Here is an 18563-nt window from a genome sequence, read left to right as displayed (position 1 = left end):
CAATCTGGTCACGGTGTCGTCGGTGACTCAGGGATGACGTCTGAAAAAATGGCGCGAAGATTCAGACTGGATGTGACACGACATGGAACGCATCTGCTTCAAGACCGTCCGAGGCATTCAGGTGCTCCTTCAGGCGGGAATGTTCGTTGATGAATGTCGACGAACGAGGGGTTCATCAGTCGCGTAAATCGCATTTCGTCGCTAAATTTCACCATCCTGGTTTCGTTCACGTTTTTTGGAAACGCCTGTGACCCGTCCCGCTGCAGCAACTGAGCCGTCTCCTGAAGATCTCGCGTCGCGCCTTGAATTCGCCCTGAGAGTGGCGGAAGAGGCTCAGGGACTCATTCTGAGTTACTACCAATCTGCCGATCTCGTCGTTGAGCGGAAACGAGATGCAACTCCCGTGACTGAAGCCGACAAGCAGACCGAAGTTTTGATTCGTGATCGGCTTGCCGTTGCATTTCCGGACGATGCGATTCTCGGGGAAGAGTTCCCCGGTAAGGATGGAACGACCGGATTTCGCTGGATTCTTGATCCGATCGACGGCACGAAGTCCTTTGTGCATGGGGTCCCCTTGTTCGGGACATTGATCGGTATCGAGTACGGGACGAAATGTGTCGTCGGTGTCTGTCGATTCCCGGCGCTCAACGAAGTCGTCTATGCGGCAAAGGGCACGGGAGCCTGGTGGAAGATTGGCGACGAGGAACCACGTCCGGCTCGTGTCAGCGGCGTGACGGAACTTGCCGACGCCACCTTCTGCACGACGAACCCCTCGCGATGGTACAACATCGGTCGTCGCGACACGTACGAAACGTTGATTGGATCGGTTCAATTGGCGCGTGGCTGGGGTGATTGCTTCGGGCATATCCTGGTGGCCACGGGGCGCGCTGAACTCATGGTCGATCCTTCACTGAATGCCTGGGATGCTGCCGCTTTGGTTCCGATTCTGGAGGAAGCAGGCGGGCACTTTGTGGATTGGACAGGCGAAGCGACGATCTACGGCGGTAGCGGATTGTCCGTTGTCCCCGGGCTGAAGGACACGGTCCTAAGCCTCTTAAAAAAAAAGTATGTGATTGACGGGGACAATTTCAGCACGCTCGAAGAATTCTACGACGAAATCAGTCGCGTGCTGATTCCCGGGGTCGAGTGGGGGCGGAATCTCAGCGCCCTCAATGATCTGCTGCGCGGTGGCTTTGGTACTCCGGCAGGTGGATTTCAATTGGAGTGGAAGAACGCCACCATCTCGCGCCAGCGACTTGGGTACCCGGAAACGATTCGGCAATTGGAGCAACATTTGGAGCGGTGTCATCCCTCCAACAAGGCTTCCGTGGAATATGATTTGGACGTTGCCAGGGCGCATCGTGGCTCAACAGTCTATGACTGGTTGATGGATCTCTTCCGCGAACATGGCGAGGGTGGCTCCGAGGCGGGTAGTGGAGTCGAATTGGTCGTGGACTGACCTGTCTCGGGGTGATCCTTGTTCATCTTTTTGCGAATGGAATTCCGCCGTGATGAGCAGTCCACGACGTTGCCTGTTCTTATTGATCGCCGTTTCGCTGGTGGTCCGACTTGCGTGGGCGGCGACTCTCGAGACCGGACAGGACGAGGCGTACCATTTTCTGTACACCGTTCATCCTGACTGGAGCTACTTCGATCATCCGCCGATGCTGCGCTATGTTGCTCAAGCGGGGATTTCGACATTCGGTGGATGGTTGCATCCATTGTCGTTGCGTTTCGGTTTTGTGCTGATGTTCGGGGGGGCCACATGGATCATGTTCACGTGGACGGCTCGCTGGTTCGGCGAGTGGGCAGGATTCTATGCCGCGCTCGCACTGAATCTGAGCGCCTACTACACCGCGGCCGCGGGGGCATTCGTCCTGCCCGATGGTCCGCTGCTGTTCTTTGCGCTCCTTACGATGTGGCGGCTTAGTGAGGCGCTTGTCGCGTCGCCGGGACGCCTTGTACCATGGCTCTGGGTTGGTCTGGCGTGTGCGGGTGCGATGCTCAGCAAGTACCATGCGGTATTCCTGCCGTTGGGGGCACTGGTCTACATTCTTGTGACACCCTCCGCACGTCGAAACCTTTTGACGCCGGGGCCCTATTTCGCGGCGGACATCGGGTTGTTGGGACTGGTTCCCGTCTTGATCTGGAATGCACAACACGACTGGGCTTCGTTTGGATTTCAGACCGGCCGCGCCGTTGGTGGACGGCTCCAAATTGGTGGACTGGCCGTGATGCTGTTTGGTCCGATGGCGTTGCTGTTGCCGTGGATCTGGTATTCCCTCATCGCGGCGTTGATCGGTCGCCTCCGGTCGTTTCGTACCATTACTGGCATCGAACGATTGCTGATCTGTCAGGCTCTCGTTCCTCTCGTACTCTTTGGTGTCGTGTCCTGTACGCGACCGATTCTGCCGCATTGGCCACTGATCGGCTTTCTTCCCCTATTTCCCATGCTGGGTGCCGACTGGGCCGCGCGATCGGTTCGCGAGCCGATCGTCGTCCGACGATGGCTGAACTTCATGACGGCATCCGTGCTGCTCATCGCAGGGGCGTTTGTCGTGCAAGCACGGTTCGGGCTGATCCAATTTCCGTTCCGTGATCCGTGCATTGAAATCAGCGGATGGGACTCCGTGGGGCGAGAATTGCAGGAGCGTGGCCTGATCGATCGGCCAAATACGTTTCTCTTCACGAGTCATTGGTTCGACAGCGGGCAAGTGGCGTTTGCCGTCCGCAATCGCATCCCGGTCACCTGCTATCGTCAAGGGGATGCGAGAGGCTTCGCCTATTGGAGTCGGCCGGAAGACTGGGTCGGTCACGACGGGATCCTGATCGACACCGACCTTCGTGATGATGTGAATACAATTTATGCTCCTTATTTCCGTGAAGTGGACGAATTGCCTTCGATCGAGATGACTCGTGGGGGCCGACCGTTTCGAACGGTACGCCTGTACTTGTTCCGTGACCAGCAGCGGCCGTTTCCGTTTGCTTACGAACGCACGCCGAAATAGTGGGATTTCTGCTGGAATCTTCGGGATCGCGAAACATCTGGTTGCCGAAGCCATGCATTTCGCCAACAATTCATTTGTTTGAACGAATGACGTCAACGCATTGCTTGCACAGCCTCGTGGGACGGTGTTCCAATAGAGCGAATGACCTGGACGAATTTCTGGAAGGGGAAAAACCCTGATGAGTGCTGAAATCCTGGCGCCGATTGAAATTGCTCCTGCATCGACGGAAGTCGGCAGCTACTTTATTTCGAACTATCCTCCGTTCTCGCTCTGGAATCGCAACGACGTGACCGAGATTCGGAATGCGTTCGCATCCGAACCCGATCGAAAAGTCCCCTTGGGGCTCTATCTGCATATCCCGTTCTGCCGCAAACGCTGCAAGTTCTGCTACTTCCGCGTTTACACCAATCAGAACGCCAACGCCATCACTCGCTATGTCGAGGCATTAGCGAAAGAGGTCGAGCTTCTGGGACAGCAACCCGCCGTTCCGGGACGTGAACTGAAGTTCGTCTACTTTGGTGGAGGGACGCCGTCATACCTGAGCTCGCGTCAATTGCGGTTCTTACGAGACGAACTGAGTCGATCGGTCTCTTGGGATCATGCGGAAGAAGTCACGTTTGAGTGTGAGCCGGGGACGCTTAGTCTGGAAAAAGTCCAGACGCTGAAGGACATTGGAATCACGCGTGTCTCGTTGGGGGTGGAAAACTTCAACGACAAGATCCTGGAAGAAAATGGCAGGGCCCATTTGTCGCCCGAGATCATGCGTGCGTATGACTGGCTGCAACAGGTTGGATTTCCCCAGATCAACATCGACCTCATCGCCGGAATGGTTGGTGAGACGGACGAAAACTGGGCCGACTGCATCGAGCGTGCGCGGGCGATGAAGCCCGACAATCTGACGATCTATCAGATGGAATTGCCGTTCAACACGCTGATCTCGAAGGACATGAAAGAACACGGAACCGCTTCGCCGGTGGCCAATTGGGCGACAAAACGCCGCTGGGTCGACGAAGCGATGAATGCCTTTATGGCCGACGGCTATCACGTTTCGAGCGGAAATGAACTCGTTAAGAATCCGAAAACAGATCACTTTGTCTATCGGGACAACGTCTGGCGTGGTTGCGACCTTCTCGCGGCGGGGGTCTCGTCATTCGGGCACTTCCAAGGCGTGCATTATCAGAATCTCGACCAGCTCGAAGACTATTTGAAGACGGTCGAGTCCGGCGAACTGCCGATCAATCGCGCATTGCGGCCGACGGCCCATCAACGGTTGATTCGTGAGATGATTCTGCAGATGAAGGAAGGTCATATTTCGGCAGAGCCGTTTCGCCAAAAGTTTGGTGTGAACATTCTTGACGAGTTCTCGAAGCCATTGGCGGCGCAAGCGGCCAAGGGATACTTGACCGTCAACGGCGATGAAATTGCCCTGACGCGAAAAGGCCTGCTGCAGGCCGACACGCTGCTGCCAGAATACTTTGAAGAGCAGCATCGTGAAGTGCGGTATACTTGACACCGTACATTGCTGCACGCGAAACGATCAATTGCCAATTGTCTCGTCTATCCGCGTTTGTCGCTCTCTCCCACAGGACCTAGGGGCGGGATGATGTCAACGGTGTTCGGTATCAGTTCGAATGGGACGAGCTGTCCGCCGGAGAACATGGGATAGCTTCTCGCGAACTTGGGTGACATTCCGCCCGAGCGCGTGCGACTTGATCCACCTCCTGGACGAGCGAAGAAGAAGGACTTATTGCGAGTCTTAGCGAACAATGAGATTCGCTGTGAACTGGTGGATGGCACGCTCGTGGAGAAGCCCGGGGGACAAATTGGATCTGTTCTCGGTGGATGGTTGATTCATTGTCTCTGGTCGGATCTTGAAACGCGAAATCTGGGGCGGGTCTTCGGAGCCGATGCACCCCATGAACTGAAGCCGGGTTGATTCGAATGCCCGATGTTGCCTTCGTTTCGTTCGATCGGCTCCATCAGGGTGACGCGCGTAAGAAAAGCGTGGCGACTTGGGTCCCAGATCTGATCATCGAGATCCTGAGTAAAAGCAATTCGAAGAAGGAAATCGATCGCAAGCTGACGGAATATTTCGGCGCGGGTGTGTTGCTGGTCTGGATCGTTGGCCCTCGTAAAAAAACGATCAAGGTCTACTCCGACGTTCACACGGCAACACTGTTGAATTCGATGATACGGTTGACGGTTGACGGTGGGCAGATCTTGCCGGGCTTTGCGATGTCGATTCGTCACTTGTTGGCGAAGATCGAATAGCAAATTTCGGTCGTGGAATCAGGGAAACAGGCGACTCACCGCCCAGTCTCCATTCGCCGACTGGACGTAGGCAAATCGATCGTGCAATCGACTGGGGCGCCCCTGCCAGAATTCGATTCTGTCAGGGACGACGCGATAGCCACCCCAGTGAGGGGGGCGGGGAATGGGTTGGCCTGCGAATCGTTGTCGAAATTCTTCGACGCGCGCATTCAATGCGGCAGGTGATTCCAATGTTCCGCTCTGCGACGAGGCCCAGGCCCCCAATTGGTTGTTCAATGGGCGTCCCGCGAAGTAGTCGTCGGATTCCTGCTCGGATACCTTCTCGACGCGACCTTCAATCCGAATCTGTCGTTCCAACTCTTTCCAGTAGAAGCACAACGACGCCCAGGGGTTCTGGCCAATTTCCTCCCCTTTACGGCTGTCATAATTTGTGTAGAACGCGAATCCGCGTGCGTCGAATCCACGAAGGTAGACAATTCGTGCTGCGGGTCGGCCCGCCGCGGAGCATGTCGCCAGGGTCATTGCCGGGTATTCCGTAATCCCGGCCTTTTGAACGTCCTGGTACCACTTGGAAAACTGTTCGATTGGGTCGGCCGCCAGGTCGGCCAGATCGAGAGTTCCCAAGGTGAATTCGGCGTGGACAAAGTCTTCAGGCATGATGGAGGCCACCGGCGTGCAAGGATTGAAAGTCTGAAACGTCGATTGTCAAGCGTTACCATTGCTACTTCGAGACGTCGACCGAGGGCCCGGCGTCGGCGATCAGCATGTCAGCCGGTTCAGCGCGTGCGACGCATGCGGCAATGACCAGATCACCCGTGACGTTAACGACTGTACGACACATGTCCAGGATCCGGTCGACACCCAGAATGATTCCAATCGCGGCTCCAGGTACTCCCACCGATTGCATGACGACCACGATTAACGGAAGTGAACCGCCGGGCACCCCGGCAGTACCCACACCGGCCAACACAGCCATCAAGACGACGGTAAACTGCTGACTGGCGGTCAGATCCACTCCCATCACCTGAGCGAGAAAGAGGACGACAACTCCTTCATAAAGCGCGGTTCCGTTCTGATTTCCGGTTGCCCCCACGGTCAACACGAAATTGGACACGCGTTGCGGCAACTTCAATTCTTCATTGGCAACCTTCATTGCGGTCGGTAACGTCGCACTGGACGATGAAGTCCCAAATGCGACTAAAATCGCCTCAGAGGCATTCGAGAAGAATTTCCAAGGTGACATCCGCGCGAAGACCACCAGGACGATCGAATAAACGACGAATAGCTGAAGGCCAAGGCCGGTCAGGGCGGTGATGACAAACAGCATCAGCGTTTTCAGGATGTCGAACCCAAGTTGGGCCGCCAGAGCGAAGACCAGGCAGCCCGCTCCGTATGGTGCCAGTTTCATCGCGAATCCGATGACGGCCATTGAGATTTCATATAAGCCTTCTAGCCAGCCAACGAACGATTTCGTTCCATCAGGCTTGGCGGTGATCGCAATCCCGCAGATCAATGCGAACACCATGACGGCCAACATGCCGTTGCCTTTGGAGCTGCCGTCGACCGCTCCTACCATCTCTTGCAACGGATTTTCAGGCAGCAGGTCCACCAGTGTGTCGCGGAGTGGTTTTGCATCCTTCGCTTTGCTGATCTTGTCGGCGGCGCCGGTGGAGTATTGCTCGAGCAGTTGTTGCCTTTGCGTTTCGCCGAGATATTTTCCGGGCTTGAAGAGATCAACGAGTCCAACGCCGATCAGCACTGCGGAACTGGAAAGTATGGCCGTGAAACCCAGCGTCCTCAGGCCCATGCGACCGAGTTTTCGCACGTCGCCGATATCCGCGACCGCCAGCGCGAGTGCGGAAAACACCATCGGTACGACGACCATGAACATCATTCGCAGAAAGATCTTTCCGACGGGCTCGACCCAATAGATCAGATTGTCGAGCCAATCGGCCAATCCATTGGAGTTGCCGTCGCTCGTTCCTCCTTTCTCAGAGCTCCCCAGTGAATGCGCAATGAGCCCAGCCAAGATCCCAACGATCAGTCCGATCAGAATCTTGGTGTGGAGTGGCAGTCCTTTGGGGGAAGATTCGTGACGGTGTTCGTTGGTCATCAACAGTCCTTCGTGAAAGAGGCCGAGCACCAAGAGAATACCGGCCCCTGCGACGAACGTCATCTCGCGCCACAAAAAGGCCGCCGAACTGGCGTTTCAACTAGAATTCACGAACTTGCCGCGTAAATGGCATGAATCTTAAGACCGCTTTGAGACGTCACTGTTGGGCATTCCATCTCCAATTGGGCTTGAGGTCACGCCATTGAAGGCGACTTACGTTGCCGTTTTTTCGGTTGTTGTCCCTCAATAGCGCACGATGAACCCACCCGCGAGTCGTCTGACCAGACGTTTCATTTCGAGCACGGTCAGCGTCGAGAGTACACGTGATGTTTCGATGTTGGCGGTGCGAATCACTTCGTCTACGGCGGTGGGCTCGGCCGACACGAGGTTCAGAATCGTTCGTTCCTGGTCGGAGAGTGTCAGTTCAGCCGGTTGACGGACTGTTTCGGTCGGCGTTCGCTGTATGGGTTTGACGAGTGGTCCAAGTGCGCTCAGGACGTCGTCCACGCCGCGGATCAGGGTCGCACCATCGCGAATGAGATCCAGGCACCCAAGACTGGCCTCGGAGTCGACGCGTCCAGGCATCGCGAAGACATCGCGGTTCTGTTCCATGGCATGTCGGGCCGTGTGCAAGGCACCGCTGCTGCGGCCGGCCTCAATGAGGACAACCCCCAACGAGATCCCAGAGATGATTCGATTTCGTTGAGGAAACAGGCCCGACTTGGGGGCTTGATCCATGGGCGATTCGGTCAACAGGCAACCCTGCTTGGCGATTGAGTCAGCGAGTTCGACATGTTCGGGCGGATAGACCGTATTCAAGCCCGTGGCACAAACGGCAATGGTCCTGCCGCCGGCATCGAGCGCGCCTTTGTGAGCCTCGGCATCGATTCCACGTGCCAGTCCACTCACGACCGTGATGCCAGCACGTGCCAGCGCTTGAGCCAGTCGGAATGCCTGCTGCCGTCCATAGGCCGTGCAGTGCCGCGATCCGACCACACCGACCGCTAACGCATCTGTTTCAATCAGTGTTCCTTTGCAGTAAAGCACTGTTGGCGGATCAGGAATGCGATCAAGTGCCCCGGGATATTCGGGTGTTCCTCGGACGATCAAATTGGTACCGGCCGCGCGCGTCTTGTCCAACTCATGGCGTGCCGCCTGTTCGGTTCCATGTGTGATCAGCGACATGGCGAGCTTGGGGCCGACGTTCTGGACTTCCTGAAGTTGTGAAACCGATGCGGCCAGGATCGCTGAAGGCGAACCGAATCGTTCGAGCAGCAGTTGATACGTTCGTGGGCCAAGACCCGGAACCAGGTTCAGTCGCAACACGTCAAGTACGCTGCCAGCATCACGAACGACTGGGACAACGTCGTCAGGAAACAGTTCTTTGGGCATATTCTTCGCACTGAAGGATGGACGAGGCGCATCGATCTGGGGCAAAATAGTAACAAGAATTCTAACGTTTCTGCATGGAGTACGATGCCGGTGTGCGGACGGATCAATCTGAAATTGTCGCCCACCGAATTGGCTGAGTTCTTCAGTCTGTTTCGTGAGCCCGAATGGTCGCCGCGTTATAACCTCGGGCCGATGCAGTCGATTCTGGTCGTGCGACTGAAGCCCGGTGGAGTTCGGCAAATGGATCCGTTGCAATGGGGGCTGGTTCCAAGTTGGGCACGCGATGCGGCGAGCGGATCGATCATGACGCTGGCACGTAGTGATACGATCACCGAGAAGCCTGCATTTCGCGAGGCGATTTGTTCGCGTCGTTGCTTGATTCCGGCCGGCGGCTTCTATGAATGGCAGCACATTTCCGGGAAGACCAAGCAGCCTTGGCACATCTTTCGGCGCGATGGACGACCATTCGCTTTCGCGGGGATCTGGGAAACCTGGCGGCGACCGGATGGTGGATGGTTGGAATCCTGTGCGATCATCACGACCGACGCGAATCCGTTCATGAGCGAACTCGGTGATCGGATGCCTGTGATGCTTTCCGAACCGGATTGGGACATCTGGCTGCAAGGCCAAACGCTGCGGCCGGTGGTCCTTAGCGAGTTGTTTGTCCCGAACACCGTGATTGAGTTGGACAAGACTCCGGTCAGCACGTTCGTGAACAGCGTCAAGAATGACTCGCCTGAATGCATTCGTCCAGTGCCGAAACCTCGGACACTGTTTTGAGTCGCCTGCGACGCGTTCGGGCTAGATGCTATCTGCGAGAAAGCGATCGACCCGGCGGAAGTACCAGACGCCCGTTACCAGCATCATCGACGAGACGAGAAATGAGATGGTCAACTCGTCCCATGCTGGAAATCGCAGACCGAGCACCGCCCAGCGGAATGCGTCAAGAAGTGCGGCCATGGGATTGGCGAAGTAGAGCCAACGCCATGCCTCCGGGACACGTGTCGAATCGCTGGCAATGGGACTGACGATCAGCCCCAGTTGAAGTGAAAACGGCACGATATGGCTGAAGTCCCGATAGTGTGCATTCAGTGCGGACAGCCACAGGCCGAAACCAAGTGCGGACAGGATCGTCATCAAGACAACGATTGGGGCGAGCACGATCTGTGGACTGGGGGTGACGCCAAACCAGATCATCATTGCCCCCAGGAGGGCGATTCCCACCACAAAATCGATGAGTGGCCGCATGCTCGCCGCAAGAGGCAATGCCATGCGAGGAAAGTAGACCTTCGTCAGCATCTGGCGATTGTCGAGCAGGCAGTTTGTCGAGACCGTAATGATCCCTGCGAAGAGCTGATACAGCAGCAGTCCCGTCAATGTTCTGATCGGGGTGGGGACCGCCCCTTCCACCGGCTCGCTCGAGATCATTTTGGTGAACAGTCCCAACGCGAACATCAGCGCCAGGGGCTGCAGCAACGTCCACGCGATCCCAACGACAGTCTGTCGATAGCGAACTGTGATGTCGCGGACCGCGAAGATCCAGACCAGATCGCGATACCGCCACAATTCACGAAGGTCCAACCAGTCCAACGAACGTGTCGCATCGATCACGATCACTTCGGCATCGGGCGACGTGGCGTTGGACTGGGGCATAAATTGAGCGGGCTTTCCATCGAAAAGAATCGGCACCCCGACATCAGTGTGCTTCGGGCGGCGTGTTCTGGAAAGCACGGGCGCGGAACAGGAAGTCGACGATATTTCCTTCGTGGGGTTGCAGCCAGTTCAACTGAACCGTCTTGACCGGGCCGATATTCAAGCGGTCGATGTGTGTCGCATCCAGCAATTGCTGTTTGAATTTTGCGTCATCAGTCAGTGCCGTACAGACCAGAGTCTGCTTGATTTGCGAGAGCATCTTGTTTTGAGGGCATTCGACCACTGATACGAACGGAAACATATACTCGGTGTTGGCGAGAGGCACGTCAGGTCCTGTGCAGTGCACCACGGTCGGGCGCAGATAATCGCATCGTTCCCGCTTATCCAGGCGATCACCATTGCGATATTTGGCCGTGACTTCGGTCACGCCGTCGGCCTTGCAACCTTCTTCGATCTGCGCGTTCATGGCGTCGGCGGCGCCGGGTGTTGTGAACGCGGCCAGCGATGCTTTGGGGTCTGCGGGCGGCAATGGAACGACGGGACCCAGTCGCTGTGCCAGGGCGTCGGCAATTTCCTTGGTGTGACGCGATGCCCAGATCCCGCTGGCGTTGATGCAGCTGCGTCCGCTATTCGCAAACACGCTATCGACCATCAAATCGAGGTAGTCTTCCCAGCGGTCGACGACATCATCGCCGAGGATGATCTTCGAGAATCCAGGACCATGCACCGAAATACGGGGGTTGCCCGCATGTTGATCGACGGTGGCTTGTCCGCCGAAAATCATTGCGCGGTTGCAGTCGGTCATCACAGCGCCGCCGACATCGTGTCCACCGGGATACACCGAGATGGCTTCGCGGGGTAAACCGGCTTTGAAGAACGCTTCGGTAATGCGGTAAGGGGTCCAGAACTCTTGCGAGCCGGGCTTAATGCACAGTCCGATCTGCATCGGCAACGCGGGCAGCCATAGGGTGTGCACACCGGGTGAATTGTTCGGCAAGACCATCCCGAACACAGGGGTCGTCGCCTGGTATGACACCATGACGCCGCGGGATTCTTTTCCGTATCCATTCGTCAGGATGTCGTACGGCAGCCCGCGAGTCAGGGCGTCGAGCACCTGATCCATGTGCCCTAGCACGAACGCATTCTTTCGCATGTTTGCCGCGCACATGTTTTCTGGCAGGCCGGTGGTAGCGGACTGCAGTCGACAAAACTCAGCAGGCGACAGTGATCCGTTTCCGCAAGGAAGAGTTTCTTCCAGGTACATCCGCGCTGCGGCTTTGCAGATGTCGATTAGCTTGGGGATCGGAACCGCACGCAGGGCGTCGCGCGCCTTTTGTGCTTTCTTCAGATCCAGCTTCACCATCGCGCCGGTGGCCTGGTGTAGCTGGGCGACCGTTTCGCCGGTGTCAAAATGGACCACCGGCTGTCGTTCCATCGATTCGTAGGTCTGGCCAAAGCGAAGAATCGGGATATCGAACATGTGAAGCTCTCACGGTTAGACGGTCTTAAGTTGTACTGCGAAATCCAATCAATACACGCCGACGGTGGTCGTCTTGGCGTATTCGTGGAACGGTCGGGTTCCACTGATTCCATCCCAGGGGTACTTATCGTGGGGCAGTTCGCGTTCCCCTTCGTCACGTTCCATGAAGCCTGGGATGAACAACTCTTTCGTCATCGTGTACAGCTTGACGCGGCCCGTCTGGCTATAGCCCACGAGCTGGTTGTAGTCCTTGAACTCAACCGTTTCGATCACCGCACGCGGCTGTGGGGCGTAGTAGGTGATCTTGTAGTTGTCGGCTGGATCGAACGGCTTTCCGCATGCCAAGCCCATCAACGTGTTGCCGTATGTGGGGGTGATGTAGACGTCGGGGCCGAGCAGTTCTTCACGACAGGTGCGGTACCACTGCGGTGTGAATTCGGTTCCCCCGGCGAAGATGCCCGTAATTCCTGTTTCCGCGATGCTTGAACCCTCGTCGATCAACCGCATGGCGAGCGCTTCCAACAGCTTGGGCGTCATGAATGCGCATTTGATGTCGTGGTTGGCAGACAGGATCGTCATGACCTGATCGATGACGTGATCCTTATAATCTTCTGCTTCCTTGATCTTGCCTTTCTTTAGCAGTTTCACCACCCAGCGTGGATCGAGATCCACGCAGAAGCAGATTCCGCCGCGATGTTGAGCCAGGTGTTCAACGGCCAGTCGCAGTCGACGAGGACCAGAAGGGCCGAGCATCAGCCAGTTCGAGCCCTTGGGAAAATACTCGTCCGGCAATGTGTCGCTGAAGTTCTCGTAATCGATCCAGTGATCTTCGATCACCATGCGGCTCTTCGGGATCCCGGTCGTCCCACCGGTCTCGAAGACGTAGGCGGGCTTGCCTGCCAAACCTTTCGGGATCCAGCGATTGATTGGACCGCCACGCAGTTCTTCGTCTTCGAAGTGAGGAAACTTCTTCAGGTCATCGAAGCATTTGACTTCTTTCAGTGGATCGAACTTGAAGGTCTTCGCCTTTTCGAGCCAATAAGGGCTTCCCGTCGATTCATGAAAGTGCCACTGAACGGATTCGACTGTGTGGGCGTCGAGTTGAGCTTTCGCGGCAGCAATTTTTTCGGCAAGTTGACTCACGGGCGGGACCTCTTGGAGCGGTGGGACGAAAACAATTGTCTGAGAATCATAGTAGCAAGAGTGGCGTTTTCAAACTTCACAGGGATTCCCTGCGGACTGTCGCACGGCATTCTGAGCATGATCGGAAAGGATTGCCACGCTGCCAGTGAGGATTACGCTCGCTTTCGGGCGTCGCGAAGGTATTTCCAGTATGCGGTGAGCCAAGGCTGGCCCCATTCGCCCGAGGGTAACCCCTGAGTGCTGAGCGGGGCCGCACGCCCCGCCTGAATTTCGTTCAGCTTGGCCGTCAGCGCATCAAGGTTATCGAAAACGACTTTGTGCTGGATCACATGGTGTGAATCCTGCGTTTCGTCGAATTCGGATCTGTAGTAACCGTAGACGGGGCCGGTGTCGATTCCCTTGTCGATCTTCAGCAGGGTCATCCCCACATTGCCGCGATCGTTTTGGGCAAGTGCCCAAAAACATCCATGGGCGTTGCGGTACTGGGGGCAGATTCCGGGGTGCATGACAAACGTGCCAGACTTCGGAATTGTGAAGACGCTTTCTTTGAGCAGCGATTTACACCGGGCGATAACGATGTCGGGCGTCAAGCTCTGTAGGAACTGTTCGACCTCTTTCGAATTCGGCGAAGGTGCGTGCAGGATCCGTGTGGATGGCCCAAGGGGCGGAAATTGCACGCACAATTGGTCGAGCGTCGTCCGTTCCCACGCATGGTCGCGTTTGGCCAGGAACAACTTGTAGTAGACCCGGAACGCGAGCACGTCGAGAAACCGAACCAACCCCACACGCTGGATTTCTCGCTGGATGCGTCGTCGCATCCGTTTGGCTGGTTCCTCGAGAATCACGACGCCGACCAGTTCTGTCGTAGTCGCCAGCCACCGCGCCAGTCCTTCCCGGTTCAAGTCGTCGTCGGCATGACAGATCAGCACGGTGCGACAGCGAGATGCGGTGTCCGAACAGTCTGTCACTGGCGTCGCTTTCAAAGGGTTTCGGCCGGTTCCTAACGGTTCGTTACGGCGTGTGATCCGAAGGCGACGCCCCGATCATTTGGCGGGGCGCATCGCGTCCCATTTGCGGTACCCTTCGTCCAGAAACTTGGCGAAGTCGCCTTCTTTGGATTCCAGGCCCAGGAACTTGCTCAGAATGGTTTTCCCGTCGGGTGTGACCACGGCGTAGGCAGGCAACGTCACATCGCCAAACCAATCGGTTTGAAGCCCGATATTGCGGGCCAGAATTCGGTCCGCTTCCGCCTGATCCGGCTTGTTGGGAACCTTGTCGGCGTACAACTGCGCTTGGACGAACCGTTGAAGACGACGATGGTTGTGCGGCTTTGCCATCCGCTTTTCCATCAGGCGGCAATTGGTGCAGAAGACGCCGGTGAAGTCGATAAAGAGCGGCTTGTTCGTGGCCATCGCGCTCAGCACGGCGGCATCAAAGTCCGTTTCAAACTCGGATTCGGTCACTCGCGCGGGAGCAAACGCGACAAGCTGGTCGACGAACCAGGATTCGCGATCTGGATTGGCCATTCCCACCGCGAAGAGTCCACCCAGTAGCAAAAAGCCGACGGACAACAGGACGCGTATTGGAGACAGGCCCTGCACGGGCGAGTCATGGGTCAGACGGAACTGGCCCAACAGGTAAAGTCCCGTGCAGATCGACAGCACGGACCAAAGCGTCATGACGTTGGTAAAATCGAAGATCCAGGGCACTGGATTCCACTGCTGGTCGACAATACTGATGTATTTGACGGCGACACCGACTTCGACGAAGCCCATCACAACCTTCACGGCATTCAGCCAACCACCACTTTTGGGCAAGGATTTCAGCATCCCGGGGGCCATTGCCAGTGCGAAAAACGGCATTGCGAACGTGGCTCCGAACGCGAGCATTCCCAGCACGGGCCAGTAGTACTCCCCTTGCGCGGCGGCGGCCAATAGCGAACCCACGAAGGCAAACGTACAACTGAACGAGGTCAGCACGAACGTCAACGCCATGAAGATGACACCGAGGTAGCCGCCCGCCTGCTCTCCGGTCGAGGTCATCGACACCAGCCAGCTTGGCACCTGGATTTCGAATAAACCCAGCATGTTCAGGGCGAAGGTAAAGAAAACCGACGCCAGGAACAGATTCAGAATCCAGTTATTGGCCAGTTCGTTCGGTTTGGTGGCACCAAAAATCGCCGCGATCCCCACTCCGATGACGACGAACGCCGCAACGATCGATGCGGAAAAGACGAGTGCCAGGGCAATCGGGCGGGTGCCGGTCGATTCGTTTTGTTTCAGGAAAAAGCTGACGGTAATCGGAACCATCGGGAACACACACGGGGTGACCAGGGCCACCAGACCGGCGCCAACGGCCGTCAGCAGAAAGAAGATCAAACCTTTATCTTGAATCCGGGGTGCGGCGACGACTTCTGTTGGCGCGGTGGGTTCTTCATAGAAATCGACCGTGGCAGGCGGTTGGATGTCATCGCTTGTGACACCCAGCGAGAACTTGGTGTTTTTGGGAATGCAACTGGTCGAACAGACCTGGTACTTGATCGCGCCTTCAATGCCATAAGCATTCGGGCGACCGTCGGGGAGGACTTCAAATTCCTGAGTCCATGTCACCTGATCATGATAAATCTGAAGCTTGTCGTTGCCTTCTTGCTTATGTTCGACTTCACGATTGGGTTTGAACTCGTCCCCGATTGCCTTAAGCCCATAGACCGTCTTGAGGTCGAATGCCGTGGGCTGTCCCCCGGCACCTTCGTAGGTTGGAAACGTGTGCCAACCCTGATCCAGATGCATCGTGATCGACAGCACGACGATTTTTCCCGCGGACTCTTTCTTTGGTCCGAGCTGGTATTCGAATTCAACGGGATTCGAATTTCCTTTGATCGGCCGATCGCGGTACCAGAATTTCACTGCCGCCTCGTCAGCGGGTTTTGCGTTCCCGGTCTCCTTCACGAGGTTCGCGTGCAGATCGATGCCACGGATCGGTGTGCATGATCCGCCAGCACCCTCGGAGCAGTATTGCCCTTCAAGCTGGAGTTCGACGGCGACGTTCGCGGGATCGACTTCTGATTCGACCTTAAATTTCTTCGACCATGAAACGTCGCCATGGAACTTGGAAATCACTTGATTCAAGATCGGATCAGGTGCCGTTTCAGGCTTACGGTCAGGCTGAAATTCGTTGTCGACGGCGGCCAGTCCGACGATTTTTTTCGTCGTGATGCGTGTGCGCTGATCGAATTCGCCGGTTGTGGCGTAGATGTAACTCTTGGGGGGAAGCTTGGCGGAAACGGTCAAGGTGACTTCATCACCAGGCTTCGCAGTGGCAGGTTCCAGCGTCGCGGTAAACACGGCCTTCACCGATTTTCCAGGCCGAGGCTTGGTCTCGAGCAGATCCTCGAAATTGCCGAGTTGTGCCCATGCGGGGCAGATCATCACTGTGGCAAAAACCAGAGCGGCCTGCAGGACCGTGACTAAGCTGGTTTGGCGACCGGAATCCATGGAAGAACAGCGCATTATTTGCATCCTGCGAGACATCATTGGCAGCCCCCGCGAAGGAATTCGTATCGGGTGAGCCAAACTCACCACGTCCGTGTCTCCTTTGCCATTCCTTTGCGCCGCTCACAGGTCAGGTGTGGGTCGAGCCCAAATCCCATTTGAGCTGGATTGCCAGCGACCATGTTCACAGCGCCACGGGACGCTACAACGGCAGGGGTTCATACGTCGGAATCCCCCCAGCCGTTGGGGTATATCTTAGCCGCACTTGGCCAATGGCCCAATGTCGACTTAGGGAAAAACAGGTCGTCCGTCAGTCGCAGATCGTCGTCGGTGCGGTCCGGAAATCAACATTTTTGGGTGATTTCAAGCGGCACGGGTCGATCCGAAGTGGAGATCTGCCGAGTTTGACGTACTGATCCGGCCATCGAATTTGCCGGGTGTCAGCATCTTCGGTGGCCGGATCGAACAGACGCTTACGACTTGACTTCGAAAATGGCTTCGACTTCCACGGCTGCATTTGTGGGAAGTTGAGCGAATCCCAGCGCACTGCGCGCGTGATAACCGTCGCCCGATTTGCCGTAAATCTCGTGCAGCAAGTCTGAAGCGCCGTTGATGACCAGATGCTGTTCATGAAATTCGAGCGTCGAATTCACGCAGCCCAACAACTTGATAACCCGTAGACCATTCAGCGTTCCGTGGGTGTTATGCACCGATTTCAGAATCTTGATGACGCAGTCGCGTGCCGCCTGATAGGCCTCTTCGACGCTGACGCCAGCTCCCACTTTTCCTTTCAGGTCGCTGACATGTCCCGAGGACATCAGCAGATTGCCGGTACGGATGCAAAGGTTCAGATAGCCCGGCTCTTGTTTTGCAAAGGTGATGCCCAGTTTTTCGGCGGTTTCTTGTGGCGTCATGGTCGTGAATCGATCCTGATATCAAAAATGAGGAAAACGGATGTGCAGGCACGTTGAACTCCATCGAGTTCAATCCATCGAGCCAGCACCTGTCGCGGGAACGTGTCCTCGCGAAAAAAGGGGGCGCTAGTGTTCGATTCGCGATCGCTTCCAGGCCAGGCCCGGTTTGTCGACGCGGAATTGGACCAGACGCGTATGTTCCACTTCGGTGACATACGCGGTTCGGCCGTCGGGTCCGCCGAAACAAATATTGCTGGGCATGCTGCCGAGCACGTCGATTTCGCGAAGGATTTCACCCGCGGGCGAAAGTACGACGACGGTCCCTTTGCGGTATCGCGTAATGTACAAATTTCCGTCGACGTCGCAGCGCATGCCATCGAAGCCGAAATCGTCAAACTTCTTCAAGAGCCGCTTTTCGCCGACGGTCCCATCGGGCTTAATGGGCAGCGCCCACACGTTTCGCTGCGTCGTTTCGTTGACAAACAATGTTTTGCCGTCGGGGCTGACTTCGATTCCGTTGGTCGTCCCCATGTTTTCGGCGATTTTCTGCATCTTGCCGGTGGTGTCGATTTTCCAGAGTTGTCCCGTACCCTGCTTCCAGGCTGGATCGCTGGCATACAAGGTTCCGTCGGCGGCAATGGCCAGATCATTGGGTTGATTCATGCTGTCGTCATGGGCAAACAGATCGATCTTCTTCGTCTTCATGTCGATGCGCAGGACGCTGTGTCCCACGTAGTCGGCGACATACATCCGTCCCTGCAGATCGAACACGATTCCATTACCGACGCTCTCGCCCGGCAGCGTCACAAAGATTTCGCCTTTTCCGGCGGGCGTCACTTTGCCAATCGTCTGTTGCTTCTCGAAATTGACGGCATAGATATTCCCTTCACGATCACACTGAGGACCCTCGATCCCTGGCGTGAACTGCAGGGGTTGAGTCAGTGGCGTCGCGACGAACAAGGTTTCGTTCGCCTGACTGGCGAGCAACATCGCCAAGGCAAAGGGTAGCATGTGGGACTTCTCCTGAGGTTTTCAATTCGGCCGTCAGCGTATCCTGTCGCCTGGGTACGTTGATCGTCAACTCAGTCCTGGATTGTT

At 56.3% G+C, this 18563-nt stretch carries 16 protein-coding genes; 6 read left to right on the top strand and 10 right to left on the bottom strand.

Annotated features, from left to right (window positions below; all coding sequences use genetic code 11):
- Positions 1-247: 247 nt before the first annotated feature.
- The 5 genes from hisN to OSO_RS42680 all read left to right on the top strand — a co-directional run bounded on the left by hisN (position 248) and on the right by OSO_RS42680 (position 5279).
- Positions 248-1459, top strand: a complete 1212-nt coding sequence (gene hisN / locus OSO_RS42690) for a histidinol-phosphatase (RefSeq protein WP_010582972.1) — start codon at positions 248-250, stop codon at positions 1457-1459.
- A gap of 52 nt (positions 1460-1511) precedes the next feature.
- Positions 1512-3008: an ArnT family glycosyltransferase gene (locus OSO_RS42685; protein WP_010582971.1), complete on the top strand. Its 1497-nt coding sequence runs from the start codon at positions 1512-1514 to the stop codon at positions 3006-3008.
- Positions 3009-3186: 178 nt separating this feature from the next.
- Positions 3187-4518, top strand: coding sequence for a coproporphyrinogen-III oxidase family protein (locus OSO_RS0108385; RefSeq protein ID WP_010582970.1), 1332 nt, complete (start codon positions 3187-3189; stop codon positions 4516-4518).
- A 237-nt stretch (positions 4519-4755) separates the two neighbouring features.
- Positions 4756-4944, top strand: coding sequence for a PDDEXK family nuclease (locus OSO_RS52245; protein ID WP_157605097.1), 189 nt, complete (start codon positions 4756-4758; stop codon positions 4942-4944).
- Positions 4945-4949: 5 nt separating this feature from the next.
- The gene (locus tag OSO_RS42680; protein ID WP_050986049.1) at positions 4950-5279 is read left to right on the top strand and encodes a Uma2 family endonuclease; all 330 of its coding nucleotides are present in this window, start codon (positions 4950-4952) and stop codon (positions 5277-5279) included.
- 18 nt (positions 5280-5297) lie between these two features.
- Here the strand turns inward: OSO_RS42680 and pdxH are convergent, their stop codons facing one another.
- The 3 genes from pdxH to dprA form a co-directional block, all read right to left on the bottom strand.
- The gene (gene pdxH / locus OSO_RS0108370; protein ID WP_010582967.1) at positions 5298-5936 is read right to left on the bottom strand and encodes a pyridoxamine 5'-phosphate oxidase; all 639 of its coding nucleotides are present in this window, start codon (positions 5934-5936) and stop codon (positions 5298-5300) included.
- A 64-nt stretch (positions 5937-6000) separates the two neighbouring features.
- Positions 6001-7392, bottom strand: a complete 1392-nt coding sequence (locus tag OSO_RS0108365) for a dicarboxylate/amino acid:cation symporter (protein WP_157605096.1) — start codon at positions 7390-7392, stop codon at positions 6001-6003.
- A 243-nt stretch (positions 7393-7635) separates the two neighbouring features.
- Entirely contained in the window at positions 7636-8784 is a 1149-nt protein-coding gene (dprA, locus tag OSO_RS0108360; RefSeq protein ID WP_010582965.1) for a DNA-processing protein DprA, read from the bottom strand.
- Between the two features lie 84 nt (positions 8785-8868).
- Between dprA and OSO_RS0108355 the strand changes: the two genes are divergently transcribed.
- Complete coding sequence (locus OSO_RS0108355; RefSeq protein WP_010582964.1) at positions 8869-9564, top strand: SOS response-associated peptidase; 696 nt, start codon at positions 8869-8871, stop codon at positions 9562-9564.
- Positions 9565-9585: 21 nt separating this feature from the next.
- Here OSO_RS0108355 and OSO_RS0108350 read toward each other — a convergent pair whose 3' ends face one another.
- The 7 genes from OSO_RS0108350 to OSO_RS0108315 form a co-directional block, all read right to left on the bottom strand.
- Positions 9586-10473 carry an ABC transporter permease gene (locus OSO_RS0108350; RefSeq protein ID WP_050986048.1) on the bottom strand — a complete coding sequence of 296 codons (888 nt, stop codon included), beginning with the start codon at positions 10471-10473 and terminating at the stop codon, positions 9586-9588.
- Positions 10474-10480: 7 nt separating this feature from the next.
- On the bottom strand, positions 10481-11917 hold the full coding sequence (locus OSO_RS0108345) for an aldehyde dehydrogenase family protein (RefSeq protein ID WP_010582962.1): 1437 nt from the start codon (positions 11915-11917) through the stop codon (positions 10481-10483).
- Positions 11918-11965: 48 nt separating this feature from the next.
- Entirely contained in the window at positions 11966-13060 is a 1095-nt protein-coding gene (locus OSO_RS0108340; protein WP_010582961.1) for a phenylacetate--CoA ligase family protein, read from the bottom strand.
- Positions 13061-13212: 152 nt separating this feature from the next.
- Positions 13213-14028 carry a formyltransferase family protein gene (locus OSO_RS0108335; protein ID WP_157605095.1) on the bottom strand — a complete coding sequence of 272 codons (816 nt, stop codon included), beginning with the start codon at positions 14026-14028 and terminating at the stop codon, positions 13213-13215.
- 75 nt (positions 14029-14103) lie between these two features.
- Positions 14104-16569, bottom strand: coding sequence for a protein-disulfide reductase DsbD family protein (locus OSO_RS47640; protein WP_010582959.1), 2466 nt, complete (start codon positions 16567-16569; stop codon positions 14104-14106).
- A 455-nt stretch (positions 16570-17024) separates the two neighbouring features.
- Positions 17025-17465 carry a RidA family protein gene (locus OSO_RS0108320; protein WP_010582958.1) on the bottom strand — a complete coding sequence of 147 codons (441 nt, stop codon included), beginning with the start codon at positions 17463-17465 and terminating at the stop codon, positions 17025-17027.
- Positions 17466-17591: 126 nt separating this feature from the next.
- Positions 17592-18476 carry an SMP-30/gluconolactonase/LRE family protein gene (locus tag OSO_RS0108315; RefSeq protein ID WP_010582957.1) on the bottom strand — a complete coding sequence of 295 codons (885 nt, stop codon included), beginning with the start codon at positions 18474-18476 and terminating at the stop codon, positions 17592-17594.
- Positions 18477-18563: the final 87 nt, after the last annotated feature.

It is taken from the genome of Schlesneria paludicola DSM 18645 (assembly GCF_000255655.1).
GTDB classification, from domain to species: Bacteria; Planctomycetota; Planctomycetia; order Planctomycetales; family Planctomycetaceae; genus Schlesneria; species Schlesneria paludicola.
This window is presented reverse-complemented; position numbering and strand designations above follow the sequence as displayed.